At 70.8% G+C, this 23496-nt stretch carries 23 protein-coding genes; 10 read left to right on the forward strand and 13 right to left on the reverse strand.

Annotated elements, in window-relative coordinates; translation table 11 throughout:
• Positions 1 to 81: 81 nt before the first annotated feature.
• The 3 genes from O1Q96_RS26985 to O1Q96_RS26995 form a co-directional block, all read right to left on the reverse strand.
• On the reverse strand, positions 82 to 1272 hold the full coding sequence (locus O1Q96_RS26985) for an MFS transporter (protein WP_269250608.1): 1191 nt from the start codon (positions 1270 to 1272) through the stop codon (positions 82 to 84).
• Between the two features lie 63 nt (positions 1273 to 1335).
• Positions 1336 to 3690, reverse strand: a complete 2355-nt coding sequence (locus O1Q96_RS26990; protein WP_269250609.1) for an ABC transporter permease — start codon at positions 3688 to 3690, stop codon at positions 1336 to 1338.
• Complete coding sequence (locus O1Q96_RS26995) at positions 3687 to 4394, reverse strand: ABC transporter ATP-binding protein (RefSeq protein ID WP_269250610.1); 708 nt, start codon at positions 4392 to 4394, stop codon at positions 3687 to 3689. Before O1Q96_RS26995 ends, O1Q96_RS26990 begins: the two co-directional genes overlap by 4 nt.
• A 214-nt stretch (positions 4395 to 4608) precedes the next feature.
• Between O1Q96_RS26995 and O1Q96_RS27000 the strand changes: the two genes are divergently transcribed.
• Together O1Q96_RS27000 and O1Q96_RS27005 are read left to right on the forward strand one after the other, a co-directional pair.
• Positions 4609 to 5913: a sensor histidine kinase gene (locus O1Q96_RS27000; RefSeq protein ID WP_269250611.1), complete on the forward strand. Its 1305-nt coding sequence runs from the start codon at positions 4609 to 4611 to the stop codon at positions 5911 to 5913.
• On the forward strand, positions 5910 to 6764 hold the full coding sequence (locus O1Q96_RS27005) for a response regulator (protein WP_269250612.1): 855 nt from the start codon (positions 5910 to 5912) through the stop codon (positions 6762 to 6764). The genes O1Q96_RS27000 and O1Q96_RS27005 overlap by 4 nt, the downstream gene beginning before the upstream one ends.
• Before the next feature lie 65 nt (positions 6765 to 6829).
• Here the strand turns inward: O1Q96_RS27005 and O1Q96_RS27010 are convergent, their stop codons facing one another.
• A complete protein-coding gene (locus tag O1Q96_RS27010; RefSeq protein WP_269250613.1) occupies positions 6830 to 7402 on the reverse strand; it encodes a GNAT family N-acetyltransferase in 573 nt (190 codons plus the stop codon).
• Positions 7403 to 7415: 13 nt separating this feature from the next.
• Positions 7416 to 7859, reverse strand: coding sequence for a winged helix-turn-helix transcriptional regulator (locus O1Q96_RS27015; RefSeq protein WP_269250614.1), 444 nt, complete (start codon positions 7857 to 7859; stop codon positions 7416 to 7418).
• A 70-nt stretch (positions 7860 to 7929) separates the two neighbouring features.
• On the opposite strand from O1Q96_RS27015, the gene O1Q96_RS27020 reads away from it, so the two are divergent.
• A complete protein-coding gene (locus O1Q96_RS27020; RefSeq protein WP_269250615.1) occupies positions 7930 to 8757 on the forward strand; it encodes an NAD(P)H-binding protein in 828 nt (275 codons plus the stop codon).
• Between the two features lie 147 nt (positions 8758 to 8904).
• On the opposite strand, the gene O1Q96_RS27025 is transcribed toward O1Q96_RS27020, so the two are convergent.
• The 3 genes from O1Q96_RS27025 to O1Q96_RS27035 all read right to left on the reverse strand — a co-directional run bounded on the left by O1Q96_RS27025 (position 8905) and on the right by O1Q96_RS27035 (position 10648).
• On the reverse strand, positions 8905 to 9144 hold the full coding sequence (locus O1Q96_RS27025; protein ID WP_217453662.1) for a DUF5302 domain-containing protein: 240 nt from the start codon (positions 9142 to 9144) through the stop codon (positions 8905 to 8907).
• Between the two features lie 124 nt (positions 9145 to 9268).
• A complete protein-coding gene (locus O1Q96_RS27030) occupies positions 9269 to 9934 on the reverse strand; it encodes a hypothetical protein (protein WP_269250616.1) in 666 nt (221 codons plus the stop codon).
• A gap of 120 nt (positions 9935 to 10054) precedes the next feature.
• Positions 10055 to 10648 carry a TetR/AcrR family transcriptional regulator gene (locus O1Q96_RS27035; RefSeq protein WP_269253735.1) on the reverse strand — a complete coding sequence of 198 codons (594 nt, stop codon included), beginning with the start codon at positions 10646 to 10648 and terminating at the stop codon, positions 10055 to 10057.
• Positions 10649 to 10846: 198 nt separating this feature from the next.
• Here O1Q96_RS27035 and O1Q96_RS27040 point away from each other — a divergent pair, with 198 nt between their 5' ends.
• The 4 genes from O1Q96_RS27040 to O1Q96_RS27055 all read left to right on the forward strand — a co-directional run bounded on the left by O1Q96_RS27040 (position 10847) and on the right by O1Q96_RS27055 (position 14715).
• Complete coding sequence (locus O1Q96_RS27040) at positions 10847 to 11821, forward strand: SMP-30/gluconolactonase/LRE family protein (RefSeq protein WP_269250617.1); 975 nt, start codon at positions 10847 to 10849, stop codon at positions 11819 to 11821.
• 109 nt (positions 11822 to 11930) lie between these two features.
• Positions 11931 to 12758: an SDR family NAD(P)-dependent oxidoreductase gene (locus tag O1Q96_RS27045; RefSeq protein WP_269250618.1), complete on the forward strand. Its 828-nt coding sequence runs from the start codon at positions 11931 to 11933 to the stop codon at positions 12756 to 12758.
• Between the two features lie 99 nt (positions 12759 to 12857).
• The gene (locus O1Q96_RS27050; protein ID WP_269250619.1) at positions 12858 to 13628 is read left to right on the forward strand and encodes an SDR family NAD(P)-dependent oxidoreductase; all 771 of its coding nucleotides are present in this window, start codon (positions 12858 to 12860) and stop codon (positions 13626 to 13628) included.
• A 7-nt stretch (positions 13629 to 13635) separates the two neighbouring features.
• Entirely contained in the window at positions 13636 to 14715 is a 1080-nt protein-coding gene (locus O1Q96_RS27055) for an AraC family transcriptional regulator (RefSeq protein ID WP_269250620.1), read from the forward strand.
• A gap of 21 nt (positions 14716 to 14736) precedes the next feature.
• Here O1Q96_RS27055 and O1Q96_RS27060 read toward each other — a convergent pair whose 3' ends face one another.
• Genes O1Q96_RS27060 through O1Q96_RS27070 form a run of 3 tightly spaced genes read right to left on the reverse strand, consistent with a single transcriptional unit; the run spans position 14737 to position 18379 of the window.
• Positions 14737 to 16164, reverse strand: coding sequence for an aldehyde dehydrogenase family protein (locus tag O1Q96_RS27060; RefSeq protein WP_269250621.1), 1428 nt, complete (start codon positions 16162 to 16164; stop codon positions 14737 to 14739).
• On the reverse strand, positions 16161 to 17036 hold the full coding sequence (locus tag O1Q96_RS27065) for an SDR family NAD(P)-dependent oxidoreductase (protein WP_269250622.1): 876 nt from the start codon (positions 17034 to 17036) through the stop codon (positions 16161 to 16163). The genes O1Q96_RS27060 and O1Q96_RS27065 overlap by 4 nt, the downstream gene beginning before the upstream one ends.
• Positions 17033 to 18379, reverse strand: a complete 1347-nt coding sequence (locus O1Q96_RS27070) for a flavin-containing monooxygenase (protein WP_269250623.1) — start codon at positions 18377 to 18379, stop codon at positions 17033 to 17035. The genes O1Q96_RS27065 and O1Q96_RS27070 overlap by 4 nt, the downstream gene beginning before the upstream one ends.
• A gap of 152 nt (positions 18380 to 18531) precedes the next feature.
• Between O1Q96_RS27070 and O1Q96_RS27075 the strand changes: the two genes are divergently transcribed.
• From O1Q96_RS27075 to O1Q96_RS27085, 3 genes are read left to right on the forward strand one after another with little or no spacing between them, the layout of a single operon-like run.
• Positions 18532 to 19497 (forward strand): LLM class flavin-dependent oxidoreductase, encoded by a 966-nt coding sequence (locus tag O1Q96_RS27075; RefSeq protein WP_269250624.1) that lies wholly within the window; start codon positions 18532 to 18534, stop codon positions 19495 to 19497.
• Positions 19494 to 20048, forward strand: coding sequence for a TetR/AcrR family transcriptional regulator (locus tag O1Q96_RS27080; protein WP_269250625.1), 555 nt, complete (start codon positions 19494 to 19496; stop codon positions 20046 to 20048). The genes O1Q96_RS27075 and O1Q96_RS27080 overlap by 4 nt, the downstream gene beginning before the upstream one ends.
• Positions 20049 to 20094: 46 nt before the next feature.
• Entirely contained in the window at positions 20095 to 21387 is a 1293-nt protein-coding gene (locus tag O1Q96_RS27085) for an MFS transporter (protein WP_331276068.1), read from the forward strand.
• Between the two features lie 38 nt (positions 21388 to 21425).
• Here O1Q96_RS27085 and O1Q96_RS27090 read toward each other — a convergent pair whose 3' ends face one another.
• Positions 21426 to 22403 (reverse strand): phosphotransferase enzyme family protein, encoded by a 978-nt coding sequence (locus O1Q96_RS27090; protein ID WP_269250627.1) that lies wholly within the window; start codon positions 22401 to 22403, stop codon positions 21426 to 21428.
• Between the two features lie 99 nt (positions 22404 to 22502).
• Positions 22503 to 23252, reverse strand: coding sequence for an SDR family NAD(P)-dependent oxidoreductase (locus tag O1Q96_RS27095; RefSeq protein ID WP_269250628.1), 750 nt, complete (start codon positions 23250 to 23252; stop codon positions 22503 to 22505).
• Positions 23253 to 23496 lie beyond the last annotated feature (244 nt).

A 23496-nucleotide genomic window follows, 5' to 3' on the forward strand; every position in this document is an offset into this window, starting at 1 on the left:
GGTGGAACCCCGTGGCGTTCGGCCATCGGCAAAAGCAGGTGGCGCGCTCCGATCGGTGCCGCGGGGCTACGGTGTCCTCACTCACGTACTCGCTCGTGCCGACCGCCGGAGCAGGTGGACGGCCGCGGTCGAGACCAGGACGGCCATGCAGGCGATGAACACCAGCCCCGCCTTCTCCAGGCCGATCGGGCCCGTCAGTACGCCCACACCGATCACCGGCACCGAGATGCCCGCGTAGGCCACCACGAACAGTGTCGAGATCACCGACGCGCGATGGTCGGCGGGAGACGCCCCGGCCACGGCGGACAGCGCCCCGCGAAACGCCAGCCCCTGCCCGCATCCGCCGACGATCGCGCTCAGCACCACCAGCGGCAGCAGTTCCCACAGGATCGCGCCCGCCAGCAGCGCCAGTCCCGCGAAGAGCCCGGCGCAGCCCAGCGGCAGCGACCGGTCCACCCCGACCCGGCCGACCGCCAGTTGCCCCGCGGTCGAGGCGAAGAAGGCGAGCGCGACGACGAGCCCGCTCACGGCGTGGTTGTCCACGTCCAGCGACTGCGCGAGGAACGCCGGGCTCACCGACGTGAACACCCCGAACAGCGCGAACCCCACGAACGAGGCCATCGCCGCAGGTCCGAAGACCGCCCGCACCTGAGGGGGCAGCCCCGGCCGCTGCGGCCGTACCGTGCGGAGCGGCCGCCGCTCGCGTACGGTCTCCGGCAGCCACAGCAGAGCGGCCACCGAGCCGGCCACCAGCACGAGGTGAACGGCGAACGGCAGGTACAACGGTGAGACGGCGTACTGCGCGAGAAGTCCGGCGAGCAGCGGACCGCAGCCCAGCCCTCCCATGTTGGCGGCGGTCGCCACGAACGTGGCCCGGGAGACACCCCCGGACGGTGCCAACTCCATCACGTACACCGTGGCGGCACCGGTGAACAGACCGGCGGACAACCCCGACAACAGCCGGCCTCCGTAGAGCCAGCCCAGCCCGGTGGCACACAGGAAGCAGACGGCGCTCGCCGCTGCGAATCCGAGGCCCCACAGCAACACCGGCCGTCTGCCCACCGCGTCCGAGGCGTTGCCGGCCAGCAGCAGCACGCCGATGACCCCGAAGGCGTAGACGGCGTACACGACGGTCACCGTCAGCTCGGAGAACCCGAACTTCTCCTGATAGAGGCCGTACAGGGGGGTCGGCAGTGTGGTGCCGGCCATGCACACCGCGAACACCGCTCCGGCCAGCAGGCACTGGCGCCATCCTCGAGGATCACCGTCCATGCGCCGACGGTATCCCCCGCCGACCGGCCCGGCCGTCCTGGCGAGGCGCGGCTCAGGAAAAGACTATTCGGTGCGAAGGGCAACGACGGTCCGCGACCTGGCGGCCCAGCCGGCGGGCAGGAGTGCGCCCAGGGCGGCGATGAACAGGCCGCCGAGTGCGAGCGGCAGCACTTCGGGCCAGTGGTAGACGGCGATGACGGACTCGGGCAGGCGCAGCCCCACGCTGTCGCCCATGGCAGGAAGGACCCAGCCGTGCAGAGCCACGCCGAGCGGCACGCCCAGCAGGCCCGCGACCAGGCCGGTCACGACGACCGAGGTGAGGACCATCGCGACGGTCTGACCGGGTGTCATGCCGAGTGCCTTGTGAACACCGATCTCCCGGACGCGCTCGCGGGTGTCGAGCAGCACGCCGTTCAGCACGCCGAGCGCGGCGACGGCGACGAGCATCAGCGTGAGGGTCGCGGACAGCGCGTTGAGCGTGGCGACCATGTCGCTGCCTGCGTCGGGCCCGCCGGCCCGAGCGGTGACCCCCAGCGGTGCGAGAACCTCGTTCAACGTGTCGACGTAGGAGGTCACGTCGGTGCCTGAGGTGACTGCGATGTGATGGCTGGTCTCCGTCAGGTCGGAATGTGCGGCCCTGAGGGTCGCGGAGTCGGTGAAGACCTGCATGCCGTCGTTACGGGGGTCGAGGACCTCGCCGACGATCCGGACCGTGACCGGATCGGCCGGCCCGCCGAGGGTGACGGTGTCGCCGAGGCGGGTACCGGTTGCGGCGAGGAAGGGGGACGGGACCACTGCTTCGCCGGGCCTGTCGAGCCAGCGGCCCGAGACCATGGTGTAGCCGCCCCAGGAGGCGTCGCCGTCGAAGGCGATCACGTCCACGGTGTCGGTCGGGCCGGACACGGTCGCCCGTACCCTCGCGGCGCTGTAGTACTTCCTGGTTCCGTCGGCGGCCCTGACGACTGCGGCGACCGCGGCGGGATCGGGCCTGGACCGCTTCTCGAAGTCGGGGTCCGGGTGTGGGGGTCCGAAGTCCGGCATGGGCGCGGGCACCACGACATCGGCGGCGGCGTGGGCCTTGGCCTTCATCACCTGGCCGAGCGAGGCGGCCATTCCCACGGTGAACGTGACGGCGATGGCGCCGAAGAGAATCGCCGTTCCCATGGCCAGCGTGCGGGCGGGCCGCGCGAAGGGCCGGGCCAGCCCCAGGGCGACCGGCTGCGGCACCGGCAGCCGTCCGGCCAGACGGGCCGCCCGACGGCCGCGCCCCGCCGAGCCGGCACGCCCGACGGCGAGCGCGTCGACCGTACGCAGCCGGCCGGCCCGCCAGGCACTCGCGCACGCGGTCGCCGCCACCAGACCGAGCACCCCGGCGATCACCGTCAGGTCGACCCAAGGGGCGATGCCAAGGGACGAAGTGCCGTAGACCTCTTCGGTCTCGGCCAGTACGGGGACGGCGAGCAGGTGGCCGGCGAGGACACCGAGGACCGTGCCGACGGCCGCCGGGATCAGCGCCTGGCCCACATGGGCCCGTACGACCTGGGCCGGGGTGAAGCCGACGGACTTGAGGATCCCGATGCGGCGCGTTCCCGTGCCGACCGCCGACGCGACGACGTTGCCGACGATGAGCACCGACATGACCAGCCCCAGCGCGCCGAACGCGATGAGGAACGGAACGTAGACGGCGGTGTCTCGCTCGGCGCTCTTCTTGACGGTCAGCCATGACTGTTCGCCTGCGGCCGCTCCCGGCGGGACACCTTCCGACACGGCCTTGCCGCCCGCGGTGATGTGCGCGGCGGTGCCCGCGTCGGTGAAGCGGTAGAGCATCTGGTAGCCGCCACTGCCGGCTGCGGTGAGCGCCGCCATCTGTGACGGCACCACCCAGGCGTCAGCGGTACGCGTGACCGAGCGGGCCACCCCGACCACCGTCAGCGTCGGCCCGCCGGGCAGGTCGGGAAAGGCGACCTTCATGCCCATGGTCGGGATGAGTGCGGAGTCGGCGGACAGCACGGTCTCGCCGGAGCGCGCGGGCCACCGCCCCTCGAGCAGTGCCACCTCGTCCACGTCCCGGCCGGGATCGCCCCGGCCGACCACGGTCATCGGCCAGGCGGGGCCCGCCCCCTCGGATCGCGGGGTCACCGTCGCCGTGCGGAACGGCCCGGCCGCACCGCTCACTCCCTCGGCGTCCTCGGACTCCGTCAGCTGCCCGGCACTCACCTTGTCGGCGTCGTACTGCACGGACAGATGGGCGCCGTGCTGCTCGGCGAAGGCGCCTTCGAAGGGCGCGCCGGACACCACGAGCAGCGAACCGCCGAGGACGGAGGCAGCCACCGCCATCATCGTGGCGAGCCCGATCACCAGCGTCTGTACCCGGCGTCGTCTCACCCCCGAGGTCACCACCCTGCCGAGGGCGCTCATCGGGCGGTCTCCGAGACCACGGTCCGCGACCGGTCGTCCTCGGTGATCCGGCCGTCGGCGATGTGGACCGTACGGTTCGTGCAGGACCGGGCCAGCGCCAGGTCATGGGTGACCACGACGATGGTCTGACCTTCGGCGTTGAGGTCGGTGAGCAGCCCGCTGACGTCCTGTCCGGCGGTCGTGTCCAGGGCGCCGGTCGGCTCGTCGGCCAGGAGCAGCGCCGGTCTGTTCATCAACGCCCGCGCCACCGCGACGCGTTGCCGCTCGCCGCCGGAAAGCCGCCCCGGGTGGGAGCGGGCGTGCCGGCCGATGCCCAGCAACTCCAGGAGTCCCGCCGCCCGGCGGTCCGCCTCGCCACGTGCCATGCCCGCGAGACGCGCGGGCAGGACGACGTTGTCGGTCACGGTCAGATCGTCGAGCAGGTTGAAGAACTGGAAGACCATGCCGATCCTCGACCGCCGGTACAGCGCCGATTTTGCTTCGCCCAGCTGGTCCACCCGCACCCCGTCCACGGTGACGGTCCCCGTGTCGGGGCGGTCCAGGCCCGCGATCAGATTGAGCAGTGTGGATTTGCCACTGCCGGAAGGGCCGAGGACCGCGACGGCCTCCCCGGGCCGCACGGTCAGCGACGCCCCGTGCAGAGCGGGCGGGCCGTCGTCGAATCGACGGCTCACCTCGCGCAGTTCGATCACCGGCGTGGTCATGAGCGGCTCCTTGGGTACGGGCGGTCGGCTGCGTGAACGCTAGGAGCGGGCCGGGTCCGCGCGCGTCGCTCGCAAGAACCCATTGCCGTACCGCGCTGGGACGATCTCCGCAGACGTCATCCCTGCGATGTAGGCGGGTGATGTATCCGGCACGGTGGAAACGACCACTGGGTCGGATTCCGCGGGTCCGCCCTGCGGAGACAATGAACCGGTGATGGACGGACGTACGACGCCGGCGCGGCTGCGGGAAGCCGCCCGCCGGACGCTCCGTGACGCCAGGCTTCCGAGCGGTCCACCGCTGCGGCCCACCCGGCGCGCCTGGCAGTTCGACGTGCTGGTGGCACTGGCCCTCGGGGTCGCCACCGTCTACTACGGCATCGACAACGCCGATGTCGTCGTGGTGCGCGAGATCGCACCCGGCGTCCAGTACGTCATGCCGCGCCCGTCCGGTACCCGCGGCCTGGCCTTCATGGTCGGCCTCGCGGCCATCGCCTCGGGCGCCCTGGTACTGCGTCGCCGCTACCCGCTCGCCGTGCTGTGCGTGGTGACGGCCGCGACGCTGGCGACACCGCAGAGTGTCCTGCGGCTGACCTTCTACGCGTTCGTCATCGCCGTCTACAGCGCCGCCGTCTACAGCCCGTACCGGGTGGCGACCCTCGCGGCGCTGCCGGTGTCGGTCGTCCTGATCGGCACGTCGGGGAACTCGGTGACACCGATCGTCCCCAACGAGTACATAGCCCTGCTGATCCTGGTCCCGATGGCCGGGGCCGCCGTCGGCCTGCGTACCTGGAAACTCCGGACCGACGAGGGCCGCACCCGGCTCTCCGCCCTGGAACGCGAACAGGCCGAAGCCCTGCGCCGGGCCGTGGAGCACGAGCGGGCCAGGATCGCCCGCGAACTGCACGACGTCGTCACGCACAACGTCAGCGTGATGATCATTCAGGCGGGCGCCGCTCGTAAGATCATGAAGACCTCCCCCGAGCTGGCCGGCGAGGCGCTGCTCGCCGTCGAGGCCGGCGGGCGGGCCGCGATGACCGAGCTGCGCCACGTCATGGGACTGCTCACCATGTCCGACGAGGACGACGCGACGAGCGGGAGTGGGGGCCTGGCCGACCCGGCGGCGGAGCTGGCTCCGCAGCCCGGCCTGGGCCAGCTGGAAGCGCTGGTCGGACGCGTCCGGGACACCGGACTGCCCGTCGCCCTGACCGTGACCGGCCCGCCGCGTCCCCTCCCGCCCGGCCTCGAACTCGCCGCCTACCGGGTGGTGCAGGAGGCCCTGACCAACACCGTGAAGCACGCCTCCGGCGCCAGCGCCGGCGTGACCGTCGACTACGGACCGCAGCGGCTGCGGGTGGAGGTCACCGACACCGGCGGGCACCCGGGCGCGTCCGTCGGAAGCGGCCGGGGTCTGATCGGCCTGCGTGAGCGCCTGGCCGTCTACGACGGAACCCTGAACGCCGGCCGGCGGCTGACCGGCGGCTACCGTGTCGAAGCCCTGATTCCCCTGGAGACACCGTGACCGAGCCACTGCGTGTGCTCCTCGCCGACGACCAGACCCTTGTCCGCACCGGATTCCGGTTGATTCTCGGCGCCGACGGCATCGACGTGGTGGCCGAGGCGACCAACGGATCCGAAGCGGTCGAAGCAGCCGGCCGCACACGCCCCGACGTGGTGCTGATGGATGTCCGGATGCCCGAGATGGACGGGCTGGAAGCCACCCGCCGCATCCTCACCGGGGCCCAGGACAATCCCCGCGTCATCATCCTGACGACCTTCGACCTCGACCGGTACGTCTACGCGGCGTTGTCCGCCGGGGCCAGCGGCTTCCTCCTCAAGGACGTCACCCCCGAGCATCTGACCGCGGCCGTCCGTACGGTCCGTACCGGCGACGCCCTCCTCGCACCCGCGATCACCCGCCGCCTCGTGGAGCGTTTTGCCGGAGGCGAACATCGACGCAGCGCCGGAAGCGAACAAGGACGCAGCGCCGGAGGCGAACAAGGACACGGCGCCGGAGGCGAACCACGGTTCAGCACCGGAGGCGAACATCGGCACAGCACCCGGCGCGGCCGAGGGTCCGCCGCCCTGCACCGCGATCTCGTCTCGCTCACCCCGCGTGAACTGGAGGTGCTCGGCCTGCTGGCCCGGGGGTTGAGCAACGCCGAACTGGCCGCCCACCTCCACCTGGCCGAGGCGACCGTCAAGACGCACGTCGCGCGCATCCTCGCCAAGCTCGGGCTCCGGGACCGGGTCCAAGCCGTCATCGTCGCCTACGAGACAGGGCTGGTCAGCGCCGGAACGCGTGATGCCGCCGAGCAGTCCACCGAGCCGGTCGGAGACCGAGGCCGAGGTGGGGCCGGCCCCGCGCTGTAGTACGACGGCCCAGGACGCGGGCGTCGGTGGGTGGCTCCGGACACCGAGATCCAAGGGTTGATCCGTCAGCGCAGGTCGAGGCGCATCAGAATCCGGGGATGACCGGCCAGCACCGAGGTGGTGTCGGCGACATGGACGAATCCCGCGCGTTCGAAGTTCTTCCGGAGCCCTGCGTACGCCATCGTCAGGTCGACCTTGGCGTCACCGTTGTCCAGGGGGTATGCCTCGATCACCGGTGCACCGTGGTCGCGGGCGAACTCGACGGCGCCGGCGATGAGCTGGTGCGAGATTCCCTGCTTCCGGTGCCCGGGGCGTACGCGGATGCACCACAGCGACCAGACCGGCAGATCGTCGACGTGCGGGATCTTGCGGTTGCGCGCGAAGGAGGTGTCCGAGCGTGGAGCAACGGCGGCCCAGCCGACCGGCTCGCCGCCGTCGTGGGCGATCACCCCCGGAGGGGGCCCCGTACGGCACAGCCCGGCGACGTACTCCCCTCGGGCGGGCCCCCGAAGCTCGTTGTTGAGCTTGGACGGAATCCGGTAGCTCAGGCACCAGCAGACATTCGCACCGGGCGACTTCGGGCCCAGCACCGTACGGACGTCCTCGAACACCGACGCGGGGCGCACTTCGATGGTCATGACCCCCACGATGTCACGGCGTACGTGGCGACGCCGCCCGGCTCGAGTCCCATGCCGCGTGGGAGGCGGCGATGGCCGGACGATGGGCGATCGACCAGTCTGCGAGTGCCTTCACGAGGTGGGTGAGGCTGTGTCCCATCTCGGTCAGTTCGTACTCGACCTGAGGCGGAACGGTGGGATACACCGTGCGCCTGACCAGGCCGTCGCGCTCCAGTCGGCGGACGGTGAGAGTGAGCATGCGCTGCGATATCGGGCCGGGGATGGCGCGCTGGAGCTCCTTGAAACGGCGGACACCGGAAGCGAGTTCGACGACGACGTAGACGGACCACTTGTCGCCGAGCCGGTCCAGCACGTCCCGGACACCGCACTCGTCCTGCGGTGTCTCACAGGTGATCACGGGATCGGCAGCCACCTGGACTTTCGCCGGGCCGGTTACCGCCGTGTGCCCTGCTGACATGAAAGTGCCTCCTTATGCGATCGAGTTGCTCTGCTGAGGATGGAACCACACAGCTCAGGAGGGACTTCCCATGATTCTGGTCACCGGTGCCGCCGGGGCACTCGGACAGCTCGTCGCCCAGCGGCTGGCAGCCCGGGACGACGTGGTGCTCGGCACCCGCACGCCGCGGTCCGCGGACGAGCGGCGAGTCGACTTCGACGACCCGGCAGCGCTCGACTTCACCGACGTGGACACGCTGTTGCTGATCTCTGCGGGGTACGGCGAGGACGACGTGGTCATCGCCCGTCACGACGCGGCCGTGTCAGCGGCCGAGAAGGCCGGTGTACGGCACGTCGTCTACACCAGTGTGAGCGGCGACGGCGACCACCTCGCCTACGCGCTCGCCCACCGCTGGACCGAGCGCAGGCTCCAGCGCAGCACCTTGGAGTGGACCATCCTGCGCAACGGCCTGTACGCGGAATTCCTCGCCGCCATCGCCGCCCCGGGCTCCGACGGGGCGATCACCGCGCCGCTCGGCGACGGACGCTTGGCGGCCGTCGCCCGCGCGGATCTCGCGGAGGTGGCCGCCCACGTGGCGAGCGCGCCACGGCAGCATGCGGGCCGCACGTACGAGCTCGTCGGCGAGGAGGCGATCGGCGGCGCGGACCTGGCGGCCGCGACAGAGGGGTCCTACTCCCCCGGCTCACTCGCCCGGACCCGGGAGGCGATCACCGCTTCTGGAGCGGCGCTGCCCTACCAGGTGCCGATGCTGGTGGGGACGTACTCGGCGATCGCGGCCGGATTCCTGGACGGTGCGGGCATCGAACGCAACGCGCTGCGCGGCCTGTTGGGGCGTGAGCCGCGGTCCGCCCTGGAGGCGTACACAGCCTCGGTGCGCGCAGCGCGCCCGGCGTCGTAGGCCGAGCCGGCCCGGTACCGCACCACCGCGCGCCGGCTCCGCCGTTTCCAGGGCCGGGCGGCGGGCTCGGACTCAGATTCCGAGCCGCGTACGCGCGTTCCGGCAGGCGGCACACGTCCTGCCGGGACGCGGCGGGCGCCCGCGGGCTCAGCCTCCGCTCTTGCGCCTGAACGACCGCTGACTCGCGGCCGGGCCGTGAGCACCACGGATCTTCGATCCGTCCGAGTTCGCTGCGAGAGTGGCGTCCGCCTGCTTGCCGCGCTTGCGCTCCAGAGCCTCCCGGAACTTGCGCTTCATGTCCGACTGACCGTCGTCGTCGGTCGTGGGGACAGGGTTCTCGGTGTCAGCCGACTCCGAACCTTCTTGCGGTGCAGACTCTGCAGCCATGGTGGCCTCCTGGGTTCGGGCAGTGGGAAGCACAGCTTGTCATGCCGGAGACCGTGCTCGTTCCCGTCCCCGGGATCAAGGACGGACGCGGTCGCGCATAAGCCTCAAAGACCCAGGTCAAGATCTACTGAGGTCCGCCGTCGGTACGCGGCGTGCCGTACCAGCGCCACTTGGTGAGACGCGGTCGGCCCGGGAGTTCCGCGCGACCGGTGGCCCAGAGAAGCGTCGGCCACCGGTCGGTGTCGGTGGGGGCGTCGGGGAAGAGCCGGACGAGGACGCGGTCGCACAGGTCAGCGGGCGGCGTCCAGCTGATGCCGAGGCCCTCGGCGACGTCGTGGGTGTGCACCAGGGTCTCCACGACGCCCATCGCGGCGAAGCCTTCTGCGTCTGCTCGGCCGAAAATGTGGTGCGCCCGCGCCGTGGGCGACGTGGTGCGGACGATCGCGGTCAGCAGGGCGCCACTGGCGTCCAGTACTTGCAGCAGGCCCGCTCCCCCGGCTTCGCGGTCCGCGAAGACGGAGTTCGCCGGGCCTTCCGGCCTGTGGCGACTCCACGCGAACGGAACGTGGGTGTCCTGCGGCGGATTCGCGGGGCCGAGCTGGACGGCGTAGGCGAAAAGGTCGTCGGCGAGGTGCTCGACGGTCTCCCAGCAGTCCCATTCCAGGGAACCGGCCCTGACACTCCAGTCCGGCGCGTCAGCCCCGCTCAGGGTGGCGACCGCCAGGCGGACGGCCAGCTCGACGTCTTCCGCGGTGACGGGGTTGCTCGGTGATCCCTGTGCTTCTGCCATGGCCCGGACCGTATCAACGCTCAAAGGGCACAGGGGATCCAATATTCGAGTCACCGACCGGTGCGGTGGGCCTTCGAGCCCGGCGATGAGGTCATGGCCGCCCAGGAAGCCGAGCGCAGGTCAGGAGGCCCGAGGGCGGGCGTGCAGAAGAAGGTGGTCGGCGAGCAGTTCCAGCGCCGCCTGACTGTCGTCGCTGTTGCGGTCGACGAGCCAGCTCATGTTGAGGCCGTCGATCACCGACTGCACGTACCGGGCCAGCACCGGCACGGGCACCGCCCACTCGATGTCCGCGTTCTCGGCGGCCAGTTCGAGCAACGAGGTGAAGGCCCCCAGGGAGATCTCGTACTGCCTCCTCGCCACGGCCTCGAAACCGTCGTTGCGCAGCCCGTACTGCGTGAGCTCGTAACTGATCTGGTGCTCGCCGGGGTTGGCCTCGAAGCCCTTCCAGAAGGCGTGGAGGCTGTCGAGAACGCTGTCGCGGATCTCCTTGTGCGGCGCGAACAGGCCTCGCACCTCGGCGACGTACCGCTCCGTGAGGGTCTCCGTGACGAGTTCGAGGAGGTGCGCCCTGGAGTCGAAGCAGTAGTGGAAGGCTCCGAGGGTCATACCGGCTTCGTTGACGATCGCGCGCGTGGTGGCCTTGGCCACCCCGTCCCGTGCCATGACCCGGATCGCCGCTTCGAGGAGCTCGGCCCTCCGGTCGCTCGCCGCCATACGGGGCACGCCTTCTCCTCTCCTCACCTGCCGGCTGCGCTCGCCGGCCGTCGCCGGGGGCAGGCATCCGTCGTCAGCCCAGAATGGGGACGCCGGGAGAAGTAAGTCAAGCGTCCTGGACGCTTGACTTACTTCTGGGCGGTGAGCGACCGTAACGGCGATCGGCACCCCACGAGCACCCACCCTCAGGAGGCAGGAGTGCGGCCGAAGGCCACGGTTGTTCTGGACGGATTCGGCATTCTGGAATGTCTGCGCTGGCACGGCGACGCGCTCTGGTTCTGCGATCTCGCCCACGGGACGGTGCACCGCTGGGACACCGTCGGACAGCCCGAGACGGTCGTGGAGGTGCCCGGCCGGGCCGCCGGCCTCGGCTTTCTGCCCGACGGCCGCATGCTGGTCGTCTCGATGGAGGGACGCTGCGTCTACCGGCGGGAGCCGGACGGCTCCCTCGTCGTGCACGCGGACCTCCAGGACATCGCCGACGGCAACGCCAACGACATGTTCGTCGACCAGCAGGGCCGGGCCTACGTCGGAAACTTCGGATTCGACTACCACGGCTTCGTCAGGGAGAAGCCCAACTCGATGCTCTACGCGCCGCCGGGTGTGCCCAGGACGCCGATCGCCTGCTACGCGCCGACCGGCGAACTGCTCGGCCTCAGCGAACCGCTGGTCTTCCCCAACGGCCTGTTCCTCACCGACGACGGGCAGACCCTGCTGGTCGCCGAGACCCTCGCGATGCGGCTCACGGCGCTGCCGGTCCTGCCGGACGGGCGCCTGGGCCGCCCACGCCCCTGGGCTCCCCTGATCCCGCCCTGGTTGTGGAAGGCCCTCAACAACGCCGGCCCGATCGGCCATGTCACCCGGCGCGTCTCCGCTCTCCTGGACCACCGGGCGATCGCCGAGCGCTCCAGCAGCCCCATCGCCCCGGACGGCATCGCGCCCGGCAGGGACGGCACGGCCTGGGTGGCCAACGCGCTGCGCGGCGAGTGTGTGCGCGTCGGCCCCGGAGGCACCATCCTCGACCGCGTCCCCACCAGCCAACGGACGCTGAGCTGTCTGGTCGCCGGCCCCAGGGGCGACACCCTGTACGCGGCGACCGTGTCGACCGACGATCCGGTGCGGGCGGCACAGCTCAACTCCTCGCGGCTGGAGGCGTACGTCCTGCCGTCCTGATCTCGGACCTCGTCCTTCGGCTCACTTCTTCTGGAGTCTCCATGCACGGACAGCGGACGGACGCCCCCCTTCCCGTCCACGACGACAGCGCGCACGGCGGGAGGCGACGGTGAGCGTCGTCATGGTGACCGGCGCGGCCGGCGGGATCGGTGCCGCGACCGCGCGCGAGGCGGTTCGGCGCGGACACCGGGTCGTCCTCGCCGACATCGACGTGGCGGGGGCCATCCGGCTCGCCGGCCGGCTCGGTTCCGCGGCTCTCGCCGTGGAACTCGACATCCGCGACGAGGACGCCTGGGAGGCTGCCTTCGACACCGCCGCCTCGCGGCTCGGGCCCGTCGAGGTCCTCATCAACAACGCCGGGATCATCCACACGGGCTACGCACGGCAGCTGTCGATGGCCCAGCACCGCCACATGGTGGAGGTCAACCTGATCGGCCCGATGACGGGGATGATGGCCGCGCTGCCCCGGATGCGCGCACAGGGACACGGGCACATCATCACCATCTGCAGCATGAGTTCGTTCATGCCGCTGATCGGCTACACCAGTTACGGCGCGACCAAGCACGGGCTGCGCGCCTTCCACCACAGCGTCGCCATCGAGGAGCGGGACGGACCGGTCACCTTCAGCATCATCCATCCGCCCGGCACCCGGACGCCGATGCTGGAGCAGGAGATGGCCGACCCCAGCTCGGTGATCACCTTCGCCGAGAAGCCGCTCACCCCCGAAGCGGTCGCCTCGGTGATCGTCGACGCGATCGTGAAGAAGCCCGTCGAGGTCGTTCACCCGGCACTCGCCGGACGCTTCCAGCGGGTCGCGGGAGTGTTCCCGCGGCTCATGCACTTCGCGATTCCGCGGGTGGCGGCCATGGCCAGGCGCCGCAGCCCGGGCGCCGGAGCGGCCCCGCCCACGCCCCGCGAGCGTGGAGCCAGCACATGAGGCGCGAACCGGCCTCCGCCAGGGCCACGCACACGCCACGCGGCTGCTCCCTGTGACACCTACGACCACCGGCTCTTCCGACAAGGACAAAGGGGCACCATGGCGCGCATCACCGACCGGACGATCCTGATCGTCGGTGCCTCGTCGGGCATCGGCGCGGAGGTCGCGCGGCACCTCGCGCACGGGGGCAACCGGCTCGTCCTCACGGCACGGCGCGCACCCGAACTGACCGCCGTCGCCGACAGCGTACGGGCCCGGGGCAGCGACTGCCTGGTCGTCGCCGCCGACGCCCTCGACCCGCGGGCAGCCGCCGACGTGGTGACGGCCGGCGTGGCGGAGTACGGGTCCATGGATGTCGCGCTGCTCAACGCCGGGCAGGGTCCGGACATGTCCATGGACCAGGTGGGCGTGGCGGACGTCTCGCGGATCATGGCGCTCAACTACGACGTGGTCGTCAACTACCTCGTCCCTCTCATCGCGCAGATGGGCAGCCAGACAGGCGGAGGCCTGATCGCCCACACCAACTCCCTGGCAGGGCTCATGGGCATCCCCCGCCAGGGGCCCTACTCTGCGGCGAAAGCGGCCGCGCGCACACTCATCGACTCCGCGCGCGTCGAACTGGCGCCCAGAGGAATCCGGTTCACCTCGGTCCACCCCGGCTTCGTCGCCACCGAGCGCATCAGCGGGGACGGCCTGCCCAAACCTTTCGAGATCAGCCAGGAGCGTGCGGCCCGGTACGTCGTGCGTGCCCTGGAGAGGGAACCGGCGCAGGCGTACTTCCCCTGGCAAACAGCGGCGCTGGTGCGCACGCTGCGCGCTCTGCCCACGCCGGTCTCCTCCCTGGTTCTCCGGAAACTCGCCTCTCGGTAGGAACGCCATGTCCCACAGTCCCGCCCCCGAGCGTTCTCCGGGAACGAGTCGCAGCACCTCGGCGACCATCTCGCCGAACATCCTGCGATACCTCGCTCTGGTCGCCGACGAGTACGACGTCGACCTCCGGCCCCTTCTCAACGAGGTGGGACTGGACGAGACGGTGATGCGTTCCGCGGCGCTCCGGGTCTCCTACCGGCAGGGCAGCGCCGTCATCCGCCGTGCGGTGGAACTCACCGGCGACGCACACCTGGGCCTGCGCGTGGGCGCCGCCCAGCACCTCACCGCCTGGGGCCTCCTCGGCTTCGCCCAGATGGCTGCCGACACGCTGCGGGACGCCATCGAAGCGGGGGTACGGTTCCAGAACCTGTCCGGAGCCATGGTCGTCTGGTCGGCCGAGGAGGAGGCAGCGGGCTACGTGGTGCGGGCCGAACTGCCCGACCCCGCCCTCGATCCCGCCGTGGCGGTCTTCCTCGCCGAGGAGGCGTTCGCCAGCGTCGTCTGCCTCACCCGACTGAGCTCGGGGGACGAATTCGCCCCGCAGAGCGTCGAGTTCGCCCTCCATACGCCCCGCGACACCCGGTCGTTCGAGGAGTTGTTCCGCTGCCCCGTGCGTTTCGGCGCCGTGCAGAACCGCATGGTGTTCCCCGCCGCCTGGGCCCGCCGGACGATGCCGGGACGGGACCCCGTCACCTTCGCCGCGGTGATGGCGCTCCTGGACGAACAGCTGACCTCTCGTCGCGACCAGCAGGAACTGCTGGAGGTACTGGAGGTCTCGATCGCGCAGAGCCTGCCCGACGTACCGCCCTTCGTCGAACAGGCCCGTCGGCACTCCTCCAGCGAACGCACCCTGCGCCGCCGTCTCGCCGAGTCGGGCACCACGTACGAAGCGGTCGTCGACGGAGTACGCCGCGAGCGGGTCGAACAGCTGCTGCGCCGACCGGAGTTGACCCTGCGTGACGTAGCCCGGCAGGCCGGATTCTCCGACGGGCGGGCCCTGCGGCGTGCCGTGCAGCGCTGGCACGGAGTGGCGCCGGCACGGCTCCGCGGCGAAACCACGGAACAGGCCGGGCGCGCCGGCATCTGACGCCGGGCGCCCGTAGCCCGGTCAGCGGGTGTGGATCCAGATCGTCTTCTCCCTGGTCCACTGCGCGAAGGCGTCCATTGATTTCTCGACGCCGCCGAACCCGGACTGCTTCCAGCCGCCGAAGGGAGTGGTGATGTCGCCTTCGCTGTAGGAGTTGACGGAGACCACTCCGGCTTCGATCGCGCGCGCCAGCCGGACCGCGGTGTCGAGGTCGCGGGTCCACACCGATGCGGCGAGTCCGTACTCGGTGGCGTTCGCCCTCCGTACCGCCTCGTCCTCGGACTCGAAGGTCTCGACGGTGACGACTGGTCCGAACAGCTCTTTGGTGAGCACGTCGCTGCCCGCGGGGACGCGGCTGATGACGGTGGGCGGGTAGTAGGCGCCGTGCTCCGGCAGGCCGGGCGGCAGCCCTCCGGTGTGGATGTGCGCTCCCGCCGAGCGGGCCGCCTCCACCGCCGCCGAGACGCGGTCGAGGGCGGTGGTGGTGATGAGGGGCCCCACCTGGGTGCGCGGGTCGGCCGGGTCGCCGATGACCAGGCCCTTCGCGGCGGTCGTGAACCGGTGCAGCACCTCCTCGGCGATGCTGTGGTGGACCAGGACGCGGGAGCCGGCCGTGCAGTTCTGGCCCATCGTCAGGAACGCGGCCTCGATCATGTTGTCGATGAGGTCGTCCCCGTAGGCGAGGGCGTCGGCCATCAGGACCTGCGGACTCTTGCCGCCCATCTCCAGGGAGACACGCTTGAAGTTGGTCTCCGCCGCCGCGGCCAGGACCCGGCGCCCGGTGGCCGTGGAGCCGGTGAACGACAGGGCGCGCACCAGCGGGTCCCGGGCGAGTGCGGTTCCGGTGACGGGTCCCAGGCCGGGGAGGACAGTCAGCACACCGTCGGGCAGGCCCGCTTCGGTGGCCAGGGCCGCCAGGTGCAGGGTGGAGCGTGGAGTCGCCTCCGCCGGTTTCAGCAGCAGGCAGTTGCCCGCCACGAGGGCCGGGCCCACCTTCCAGGCTGCCATCGCCAGGGGGTAGTTCCAGGGCAGGATGGCGGCGGCCACTCCCACCGGCTCGCGGCTCACGAGCCCCAGGCTGTCGTGACCGGTGGGGGCGACGCGTCCGAAGACCTTGTCGGCCGCCTCCGCGAACCAGCGGATCGACTCGATCGCCCCCGGCACGTCGCCCGTACGGCACTCCGTGATCGGTTTGCCCGCGTCCTCGCTGTCCAGCCCGGCCAGGAACTCGGCGTCACGCTCCATCAGGTCGGCCAGGCGCAGCAGCACCGCGGCACGCTCCCGCGGCGGCCGCCCGGACCAGACACCGCTCTCGAACACCCGGTGTGCCTGCTCAGCCGCCCGGGCGACGTCGTCCGCGCTCGCGGCGGGCACCGTGGTGATCAGCTCACCGGTCGTCGGGTTCACGACACGCAGCGTCTCCCGTGTGTCCGTGCTCGTCCCGCTCATGCTTCCTCCACCAGTTCCCACCGGCCGTCGACCCGACGGGCCAGTCCTCTGTCGCGCAGATCGTCCAGGTAGCGGGCCTGGCCCCGCTCTCCGCGTTTGCGGAACAGCGGGAAGAGTCTGGGCAGCAGGTTCGGCGCCAGCATCGCGAACCGCACCAGGCGGGACTCGCCGGGCCGGACGTAGGCCTCCAGACGGGGCTTGTCCAGCAGGCTCACGACCGCCTTGACGACGTCGGCGGGCTGTTGCGGCGGGTCCTGGAACTGCATGGAGTTCCCGCCGTCCACGGCCTCCTGGCGCAGCATCCGCGTGTCGGTCGCCGACGGCAGCACGGAACCTGCCTTGATGCCCTTGTTCCGCAGGTCGAGCCCGATGGCGAGCATCGCGCCGCGCAGCCCGAACTTGGACGCGGTGTAGATCGGGGTCTCCCCCAGCGGGAAGATCCCGCCGAGGGACACCGTGGTGACCACCCGGGGATCGCCGGACGCCCGCAGCAGGGGGATGGCGATCCGGGTGGTGACCAGCGGGGAGAGCAGGTTGAGATCGATCTCCTGCTCGATGCTCTCCACGCTGCGTACGTCGAAGCGCTCCGCGCTGGTCATGCCGACGTTGTTGACCAGTACGTCGATGCGGCCGTGGGTGGCGCCGACGCCGTCGAGCGTCCGCTCCACCGCGGCGCGGTCGAGCAGGTCGCAGCCCACTCCGACGTGCCCGCTGCCGGGCAGGTCGGCGGCGGTCCGCTTCGCCCGCACGTCGTCGATGTCGACCACGACGACGCGCGCGCCGCCGGAGGCGAACCGGTGGCACATGGCGCTCCCGATGCCGCCGGCACCGCCGGTCACCAGGATGACCTTGTCCCGGAAGTCGTACGTCATGACGCCACCGCTTCCGGCCGCACGGACGCCGTCCGGGGTGGCCGGCCGGCGGTGCGCCAGCCCATGCCGGACGCGACCTTGTTCAGGTACTTCACGAAGGCCTCGCTGTGGACGTATCCGGTGTGGCGGGGGGAGTCGACGAACTTCAGCCCGCCGGTCAGGTCCGGCCGGTCGCTGCGGATCATGCGGGCGAACCGCTCCGCGGTGGGCCGGCCGTCCTGCGTGTCCTGGACGAACGAGGCAATCAACTGGGCCTGTGAGTCGAAGAGTTGGTACGCCCCGGAGTTCGTCTCCACGAAGCCGACGCCGAACAGGCCGTCGTGCTCACGGGAGAACGCCGACAGGTACAGGTCGGGGTGCTGCTCGTCGCCGAAGTACTTCTGGGCGGCGGGAACCCTGTGCAGGTATCCCGTGGCCAGCAGGATGAGGTCGAAGTCGTCGCGGGTGCCGTCGGCGAAGTGCACCGTGCGGCCCTCGGTGCGGGCGATGGCGGGCTTCGCCGTGACGTCCCCGTGCTGCAGGTGGTGGATCAGCATCGAGTTGATGGCGGGGTGGGTCTCGAACAGCTTGTGGTCGGGCTTTTGCAGACCGAGCCGGCGCGGATCGCCGTTGACGAGCCGGAGCAGTCCGCCGAACACCGCCTGCTGCAGCCACATCGGCAGGTGAGGGCCGCCGTCCGCGATGGTGTCCACCGGCCGCCCGAACAGGTGCTTCGGAATGAACCAGTAGCCGCGCCGCATGCTGATCGCCGCGTGGTCCGCGGAGCGTGCCGCGTCGCAGGCGATGTCGAGGCCGGAGTTCCCCGCGCCGACCACCAGCACCCGCTTGCCGCGCAGTTCGTCACTGCCGCGGTAGGTGACGGTGTGGCGGATCTCGCCGGTGAAGTCGCCGGGCAGGTCAGGGATGTTGGGGTGCCACTGCGATCCCGTGCACACGACGACCTGCCCGTGCACGCTCGCCCGCCCGTCGGCCCGGGTGACGGTCCAGGTGCCGTCGTGGTTCTTCTCCACGTCTCGGACCTCGGTGCCGAACTCGATCCGGTCCCTGAGTCCGTACGCCTCGGCGAACGACGTCAGGTAGGACAGGATCTGGCGGTGTGGCGGGTAGTCCGCGAAGTGGTCCGGCATCGGATAGCCGCCGAACCCGGAGAGTGTCCTGCTGGAGATGAAGTGGGCCGACTCGTACATGGGGCTGCCGGGATTGTCGATGTCCCAGAGACCTCCCGGTCCCGTGTGCCGCTCGATGTGCGTGTACGGCAACTCCCGCTCGGCGAGTGCCCTCGCGACCGCGAGCCCCGCGGGCCCCGCCCCGATGACGCATGTGTCGTACTGGTTCTCACTCACCAGTCCGCCTCCCTTTCCCTGACGCAACAGGCGATGTGTGGAACCTACGCACGCGGTGATCCGCGGGAACTGACCCGTGCGGCCAGAGAGAGGACCTCAGCGGCCAGCGGCGGCCACAATTTGATATACGAACGTTCTGATAGCCTCTGTTCATGATCCTCCCCCTGGCTGTCGGCGTGATGCTGCCCCGTGACATCGGCCCCGAGGAGGTGCTGGCGTTCGCACGTCGCGCCGACGCGCTCGGTTTCGACGAGCTGTGGGTCGTGGAGGACCTCGGCTTCCGGGGCGGAATCGCGCAGGCAGCCGCCGTCCTCGCCACCACGACCCGACTGCGCGTGGGCATCGGGGTGTTGCCCTCGGCGGTACGCAACGCGGCCTTCGCCGCCATGGAGATCGCGACACTCGCGCAGCTCTTCCCGGGGCGCGTCGACGTCGGGATCGGTCACGGCATGCCGGACTGGATGCAGTCGGTCGGCGCACGAACGCCTCGCCCGTTGCGCCTGCTGGAGGAACAGCTGGAAGCGGTGTCGGCACTCCTGCGCGGGCATGCCGTCGACACCTCGGCATCCGGTGACCATGTACGCCTGGCAGCAGCACAGTTGGATGCTTCGGCCGTGCCGACGACGCCCCCGCCCCTCCTCGCCGGTGTCCGCGGCCCCCGCTCGCTGGCCCTCTCGGGACGGGTCGCCGACGGCACGGTGCTCGCCGAGCCCTGCACCCCCGAGTACGTCCGCGAAGCCATCACGCGGATCGCGGCCGTCCGCCCGCACCGCGTCGTCACGTACAACGTCGCCCACGTGCACGACGACGAGGCAGCCGCCCTCGCTCAGGTGCGTCCGGCACTGGAGTGGATCGGCGAGCCCGACTGGGCACCGCACCTGCGGCCGCTCCCCTTCGGCGAGGAGTTCGCGGCGCTGCGCTCGCAGTGCGCGAGCCGCGAGGAGTTCGTACGCCGGATGCCCGACGAGTGGGTCGCCCGCCTCGCGCTCGCCGGCACACCGACGCAGGTCCGCACCCGCCTCGACGAACTGTCCGCCGCGGGGGCGACGAGCGCGGTCCTCATCCCCACGGGGCCGGATCCGCTGGGATCGCTCGACTCGCTCGCGAGGGTGTTGTGACCCGTACCCGCCGCACGGACCCCGGGCGACGCGAGCGCATCGTCGAGGCCGTGCTCGACGTGATCGCCGAGCACGGCACCCCGGGCGCGACGTACCGGTCCATCGCCCAGGCCGCCGACGTTCCCCTGGGATCGATGACCTATCACTTCCCCACCCGCGACGACATGCTCCTCGCCGCGTTCGCCCACCTCGCCGACACCATGCACTCCCGCTTCGACCAGATCCTCGCGACGCTGCCGCCCGGGACCGATCCCCGCGAGGGAGTGGTACGCATCGTCGTCACCCAGGGCGACGGTCACGAGCGCGACATGGTCCTGGTGGCCGAGCTGTACGCCCTCGCCGTGCGCGATCCCCGCTACCGCGAGCTCATCCAGCACTGGATGCTCCGCTCGCGCACCTCCCTCGAACGGCACTTTCCAGCGGAGCTGGCGCCCATGATCGACGCGCTGCTGGAGGGCCTCGTCCTGCACAGCCACATCTCGACCGAGCCGTTCGACCTCGACCGGGTCCGTCAGGCCGTCCACCGGCTGGTCGGCCCCCTGCCGAGCTGACCGGTCCGCAGCGCGAGGTCCGGTCCCACGGTCGCGCGGACGGCACTTGGAGCGCACCCCACACCGTACGCAACCGACTCGCGGGAGACCACGTATGCCCAAGGACCCTGGCCCGGCCCGCCGACGGGCGGCTCTGCTCGTCGCGTTCCTCGTCACCGGGCTGTGCATCTCCACGTGGGTCTCCCGGACACCGGCGATCCGGGATGCCACGGGAGCGAGTACCGCCGAGATGGGCTTCATCATCGCGGGCCTGTCGGTGGGCTCCATGATCGGCATCGCACTCGGCGGGCAGCTCGTCGCGCGAAACGGCGCCCGCTTCGTCATTCTGTGGGGCATGGCCGCCGTGGTCACGGGCGTGGCCGTCGTGGCCCTCGGAACGCTGGCAGGGACAGGCTGGCTGGTCGCGGCGGGCCTGGCGTTCTTCGGCTGCGGGATGGGGTCGGGAGAGATCGCCCTGAACGTCGAGGGGGTCGCCGTGGAGGCCGCGATGGGCCGAACCGTCGTCCCTGGACTGCACGGCTCCTACAGCCTCGGAACCTGCGTCGGCGGCCTGATAGGTCTCGCCGCCGGCCTGCTGTCCGTCCCGGTCGTCACACACCTCACGACCGTCGCCGTCCTGTCCGCCGGAGCCTCGTACTGGCTCGTGGCGAACCTGCCGGCCGCGACGGGTCGCACGGACCCGCACCCCGGGGACACTACGGCCGTGCCCGGTCCCACCGGCTCCTCGCCCCGCGCCATATGGCGCGAGCCCCGCACGGTGGGCATCGGGGTCATCGTCCTCGGCATGGCCCTCGCCGAGGGATCCGCGAACGACTGGCTGCCACTGATCGTCGTCGACGGCTTCGCCCTGTCCGCCACCGTCGGCGCGCTGATCTACGCCCTCTTCGGAGCGGCGATGGCCGTCGGACGCTTCAGCGGCGGCTTCCTCCTCGACCGGTACGGCCGTACCCCCGTCATGCTCGCCAGCGCCGGACTCGCGGTCGTCGGGATCGGGACGGTCTCCCTGGCACCCCACATCGCTCTCGGCGCCTTCGGCGTGGTCCTGTGGGGACTCGGCGCGTCCCTCGGGTTTCCCGTCGCGCTCTCCGCCGCCGGCGACGACCCGGCCGACTCGGCTCGCCGCGTCAGCGCCGTCGCGACCATGGGCTACACCGCGTTCCTCGTCGGGCCGCCGCTCCTCGGACTCGTCGGTGAGCACGTCGGGTTGAGGCCGTCCCTCATGATCGTGCTCACGGCGGTAGCGGTCTCCGCGCTCTTCTCCCGCTCCGTCGCCAAGCCTGCCCGGACCGTGCGGGCCGAAGCCGCGCATGAGGTATGCCCCACGAAGTCGTCGGGCTGACTCGCCCGGATCACAGGCGACCCTCAAATCCCCATCCCTCAAAGCCCCTTCACTGCCGCAGCCAACCGGGAGATGACCGCCAGATCCGGCAGGCTGCGCAGACAGGCGACGACCTGGCCGCTCGCGAACTCGCGTTGTGCGGCGGTCACGGTCGGATCGATGGCGCACTCGGTCTGTACGCGGACGTAGTTGAGGTCTGTCGCGAAAAGCATCGAGAACGACTGCGGACCTTCGACGGCGGCGCGGCCTCCGGCGCTTCGATAGGCGCGGACCAGTCGCCGGGCGGCATCAGGGTTCGCTCGATTCCGGCCGGACCATACGTACACGGCGCGTGCCAGCTCGCGTTCCGCCGAAACGGGTCCGGCGTTGTCCCAGTCGAGGAGGACCGGCCCGTTCGTCCCGACCAACACGTTCTGGGGCTGCAGGTCGAGATGTGACGTCACCAGATCGGCGGGGTCGGACAAGGTCACCCAGCGCGTCAGCTCTGCCGCGGTAGTGGCGATGAACCGGCCCAGCGCGTCCGACCACGGCACCCCGGCCTGCCGGACCTTCTCGTGCAGCTCTTTCCACTGATCGTCCCCGGGGCACTCCTCGTACCAGGAGTCCGGCGTCTCACCCGTACCCCGCCCCGCCGTGTGGAGCAGCCCCATGGTCTTGCCGAACCAGTCCAGGATGTCCGGATCGGACACGTCCGCGGGGCTGCCGTCGATCCAGTCGTACAGCTTGACGAAGGAACCTCCCCGAGAGGGGGTCGGCTGCGATACGTGTGCTCCGTCGCGAGTGGGAATGAGCCGCGGCGACGCTATGCCCAGGTCCTCCGCAGCCTGCCGCAGGGCGGCCTCCCGGGAAACCTGCTCCTCGTCGCAGCCGAAGAGCAGTTCCTTCACCGCCCAGGAGGAGCCGTCCCCTGACAGCTTCCAGATCCGGCCCAACGCACCACGCGTGACGGGTGCCATCGTCCAAGGCCCCGCGCCGAGCGCATAGGTCTCGGCGATGAGGTCGACGGTGTCGTACATGCGAGCGCCTTTCCGAATGCCGATGGCCGGCGCAGAACTATAGGACAGCGCTTGCTGCGACGGTGCCGAATATTGCGTGCGGACCTGGATGTCCCGGTGCTAGATCTGGGTCTCGCCGCCGTCGATGTACAGGTTGGCTCCGAGGATGAAGCTGCTCTGTTCCGAAGCGAGGAAGGCCACCACGTTGGCGACCTCGTCCGGGTGCCCTATCCGGTCGAGCGGAATGCCTGCGGCGAACTGGTCCTTGGCGACGGGTGCGCTCCCGGTAGTGACGACCGCATCGAGTCCAGGAGTGTCGATCGTGCCTGGGGAGATCGCGTTGACCCGGACGTTGCGGTCCTTGAGCTCGTTGGCCCAGGTCCGGGCGTAGGACCGGATCGCCGCCTTGGAAGCCGCGTACGTGCCGAAGGCCACGACTCCGTCCCCTGCGCGGACCGAGGAGTTGAGGATCACCGATGCGCCGTCGTTGAGCAGGGGCAGTGCCTTCTGCACGGTGAGCAGCGTGCCGAGCACGTTGACGTCGAAGATCTGGTGGAAGTGCTGCTCGGTGGTCTGCTCCAGGGTCGCGAACGACGCGCTCGCCGCGTTCGCGAAGACCACGTCCAGGCCCCGGCCCCGTGCGCGGACCGCGTCGTACAGGTGATCCAGGTCGGTCGGGTCGGAGATGTCCCCCACCACAGCGGTGGCTCCCGCCGCGCCGATGATCTCCACGGCCGCGTCCAACTCGGTCTTGCGCCGGCCGGTGATGAACACGTGCGCGCCCTCGGCAGCGAACCGGACGGCGGTTGCCAGGCCGATCCCGGCACTGCCGCCGGTAATGACTGCGGTCTTGTCATCAAACTGTCCCACGAACCGACCTCCGCCTATTTCAGTACCGCTCGGTACCGAATTGAACCGTAACACATCTGCACCGATCAGTACGGAAGAGATGTGCGCGACGGCGTGGAGACGCGACAGGTGGCAGAAGGAGTCGGTCGGCACGCCGGAGGACTTCGGCATCCACGACAGCTCGAACGCCGAACGGGGCCGGGCCACCAGGCGGAGTCGCCTCCTGGTGGCCCGGCCCCGGACAGGCCGTCGGCGTTCGGGACCG

Source organism: Streptomyces aurantiacus (assembly GCF_027107535.1).
Lineage (GTDB): Bacteria > Actinomycetota > Actinomycetes > Streptomycetales > Streptomycetaceae > Streptomyces.

What these genes read in the sequence shown, in the direction of transcription:
- O1Q96_RS26985 (WP_269250608.1), bottom strand. Translation starts at nt 1,272, where the DNA reads ATGGACGGTGATCCTCGAGGATGGCGCCAGTGCCTGCTGGCCGGAGCG.
- O1Q96_RS26990 (WP_269250609.1), bottom strand. Translation starts at nt 3,690, where the DNA reads ATGAGCGCCCTCGGCAGGGTGGTGACCTCGGGGGTGAGACGACGCCGG.
- O1Q96_RS26995 (WP_269250610.1), bottom strand. Translation starts at nt 4,394, where the DNA reads ATGACCACGCCGGTGATCGAACTGCGCGAGGTGAGCCGTCGATTCGAC.
- O1Q96_RS27000 (WP_269250611.1), top strand. Translation starts at nt 4,609, where the DNA reads ATGGACGGACGTACGACGCCGGCGCGGCTGCGGGAAGCCGCCCGCCGG.
- O1Q96_RS27010 (WP_269250613.1), bottom strand. Translation starts at nt 7,402, where the DNA reads ATGACCATCGAAGTGCGCCCCGCGTCGGTGTTCGAGGACGTCCGTACG.
- O1Q96_RS27015 (WP_269250614.1), bottom strand. Translation starts at nt 7,859, where the DNA reads ATGTCAGCAGGGCACACGGCGGTAACCGGCCCGGCGAAAGTCCAGGTG.
- O1Q96_RS27020 (WP_269250615.1), top strand. Translation starts at nt 7,930, where the DNA reads ATGATTCTGGTCACCGGTGCCGCCGGGGCACTCGGACAGCTCGTCGCC.
- O1Q96_RS27025 (WP_217453662.1), bottom strand. Translation starts at nt 9,144, where the DNA reads ATGGCTGCAGAGTCTGCACCGCAAGAAGGTTCGGAGTCGGCTGACACC.
- O1Q96_RS27030 (WP_269250616.1), bottom strand. Translation starts at nt 9,934, where the DNA reads ATGGCAGAAGCACAGGGATCACCGAGCAACCCCGTCACCGCGGAAGAC.
- O1Q96_RS27035 (WP_269253735.1), bottom strand. Translation starts at nt 10,648, where the DNA reads ATGGCGGCGAGCGACCGGAGGGCCGAGCTCCTCGAAGCGGCGATCCGG.
- O1Q96_RS27050 (WP_269250619.1), top strand. Translation starts at nt 12,858, where the DNA reads ATGGCGCGCATCACCGACCGGACGATCCTGATCGTCGGTGCCTCGTCG.
- O1Q96_RS27055 (WP_269250620.1), top strand. Translation starts at nt 13,636, where the DNA reads ATGTCCCACAGTCCCGCCCCCGAGCGTTCTCCGGGAACGAGTCGCAGC.
- O1Q96_RS27060 (WP_269250621.1), bottom strand. Translation starts at nt 16,164, where the DNA reads ATGAGCGGGACGAGCACGGACACACGGGAGACGCTGCGTGTCGTGAAC.
- O1Q96_RS27065 (WP_269250622.1), bottom strand. Translation starts at nt 17,036, where the DNA reads ATGACGTACGACTTCCGGGACAAGGTCATCCTGGTGACCGGCGGTGCC.
- O1Q96_RS27075 (WP_269250624.1), top strand. Translation starts at nt 18,532, where the DNA reads ATGATCCTCCCCCTGGCTGTCGGCGTGATGCTGCCCCGTGACATCGGC.
- O1Q96_RS27090 (WP_269250627.1), bottom strand. Translation starts at nt 22,403, where the DNA reads ATGTACGACACCGTCGACCTCATCGCCGAGACCTATGCGCTCGGCGCG.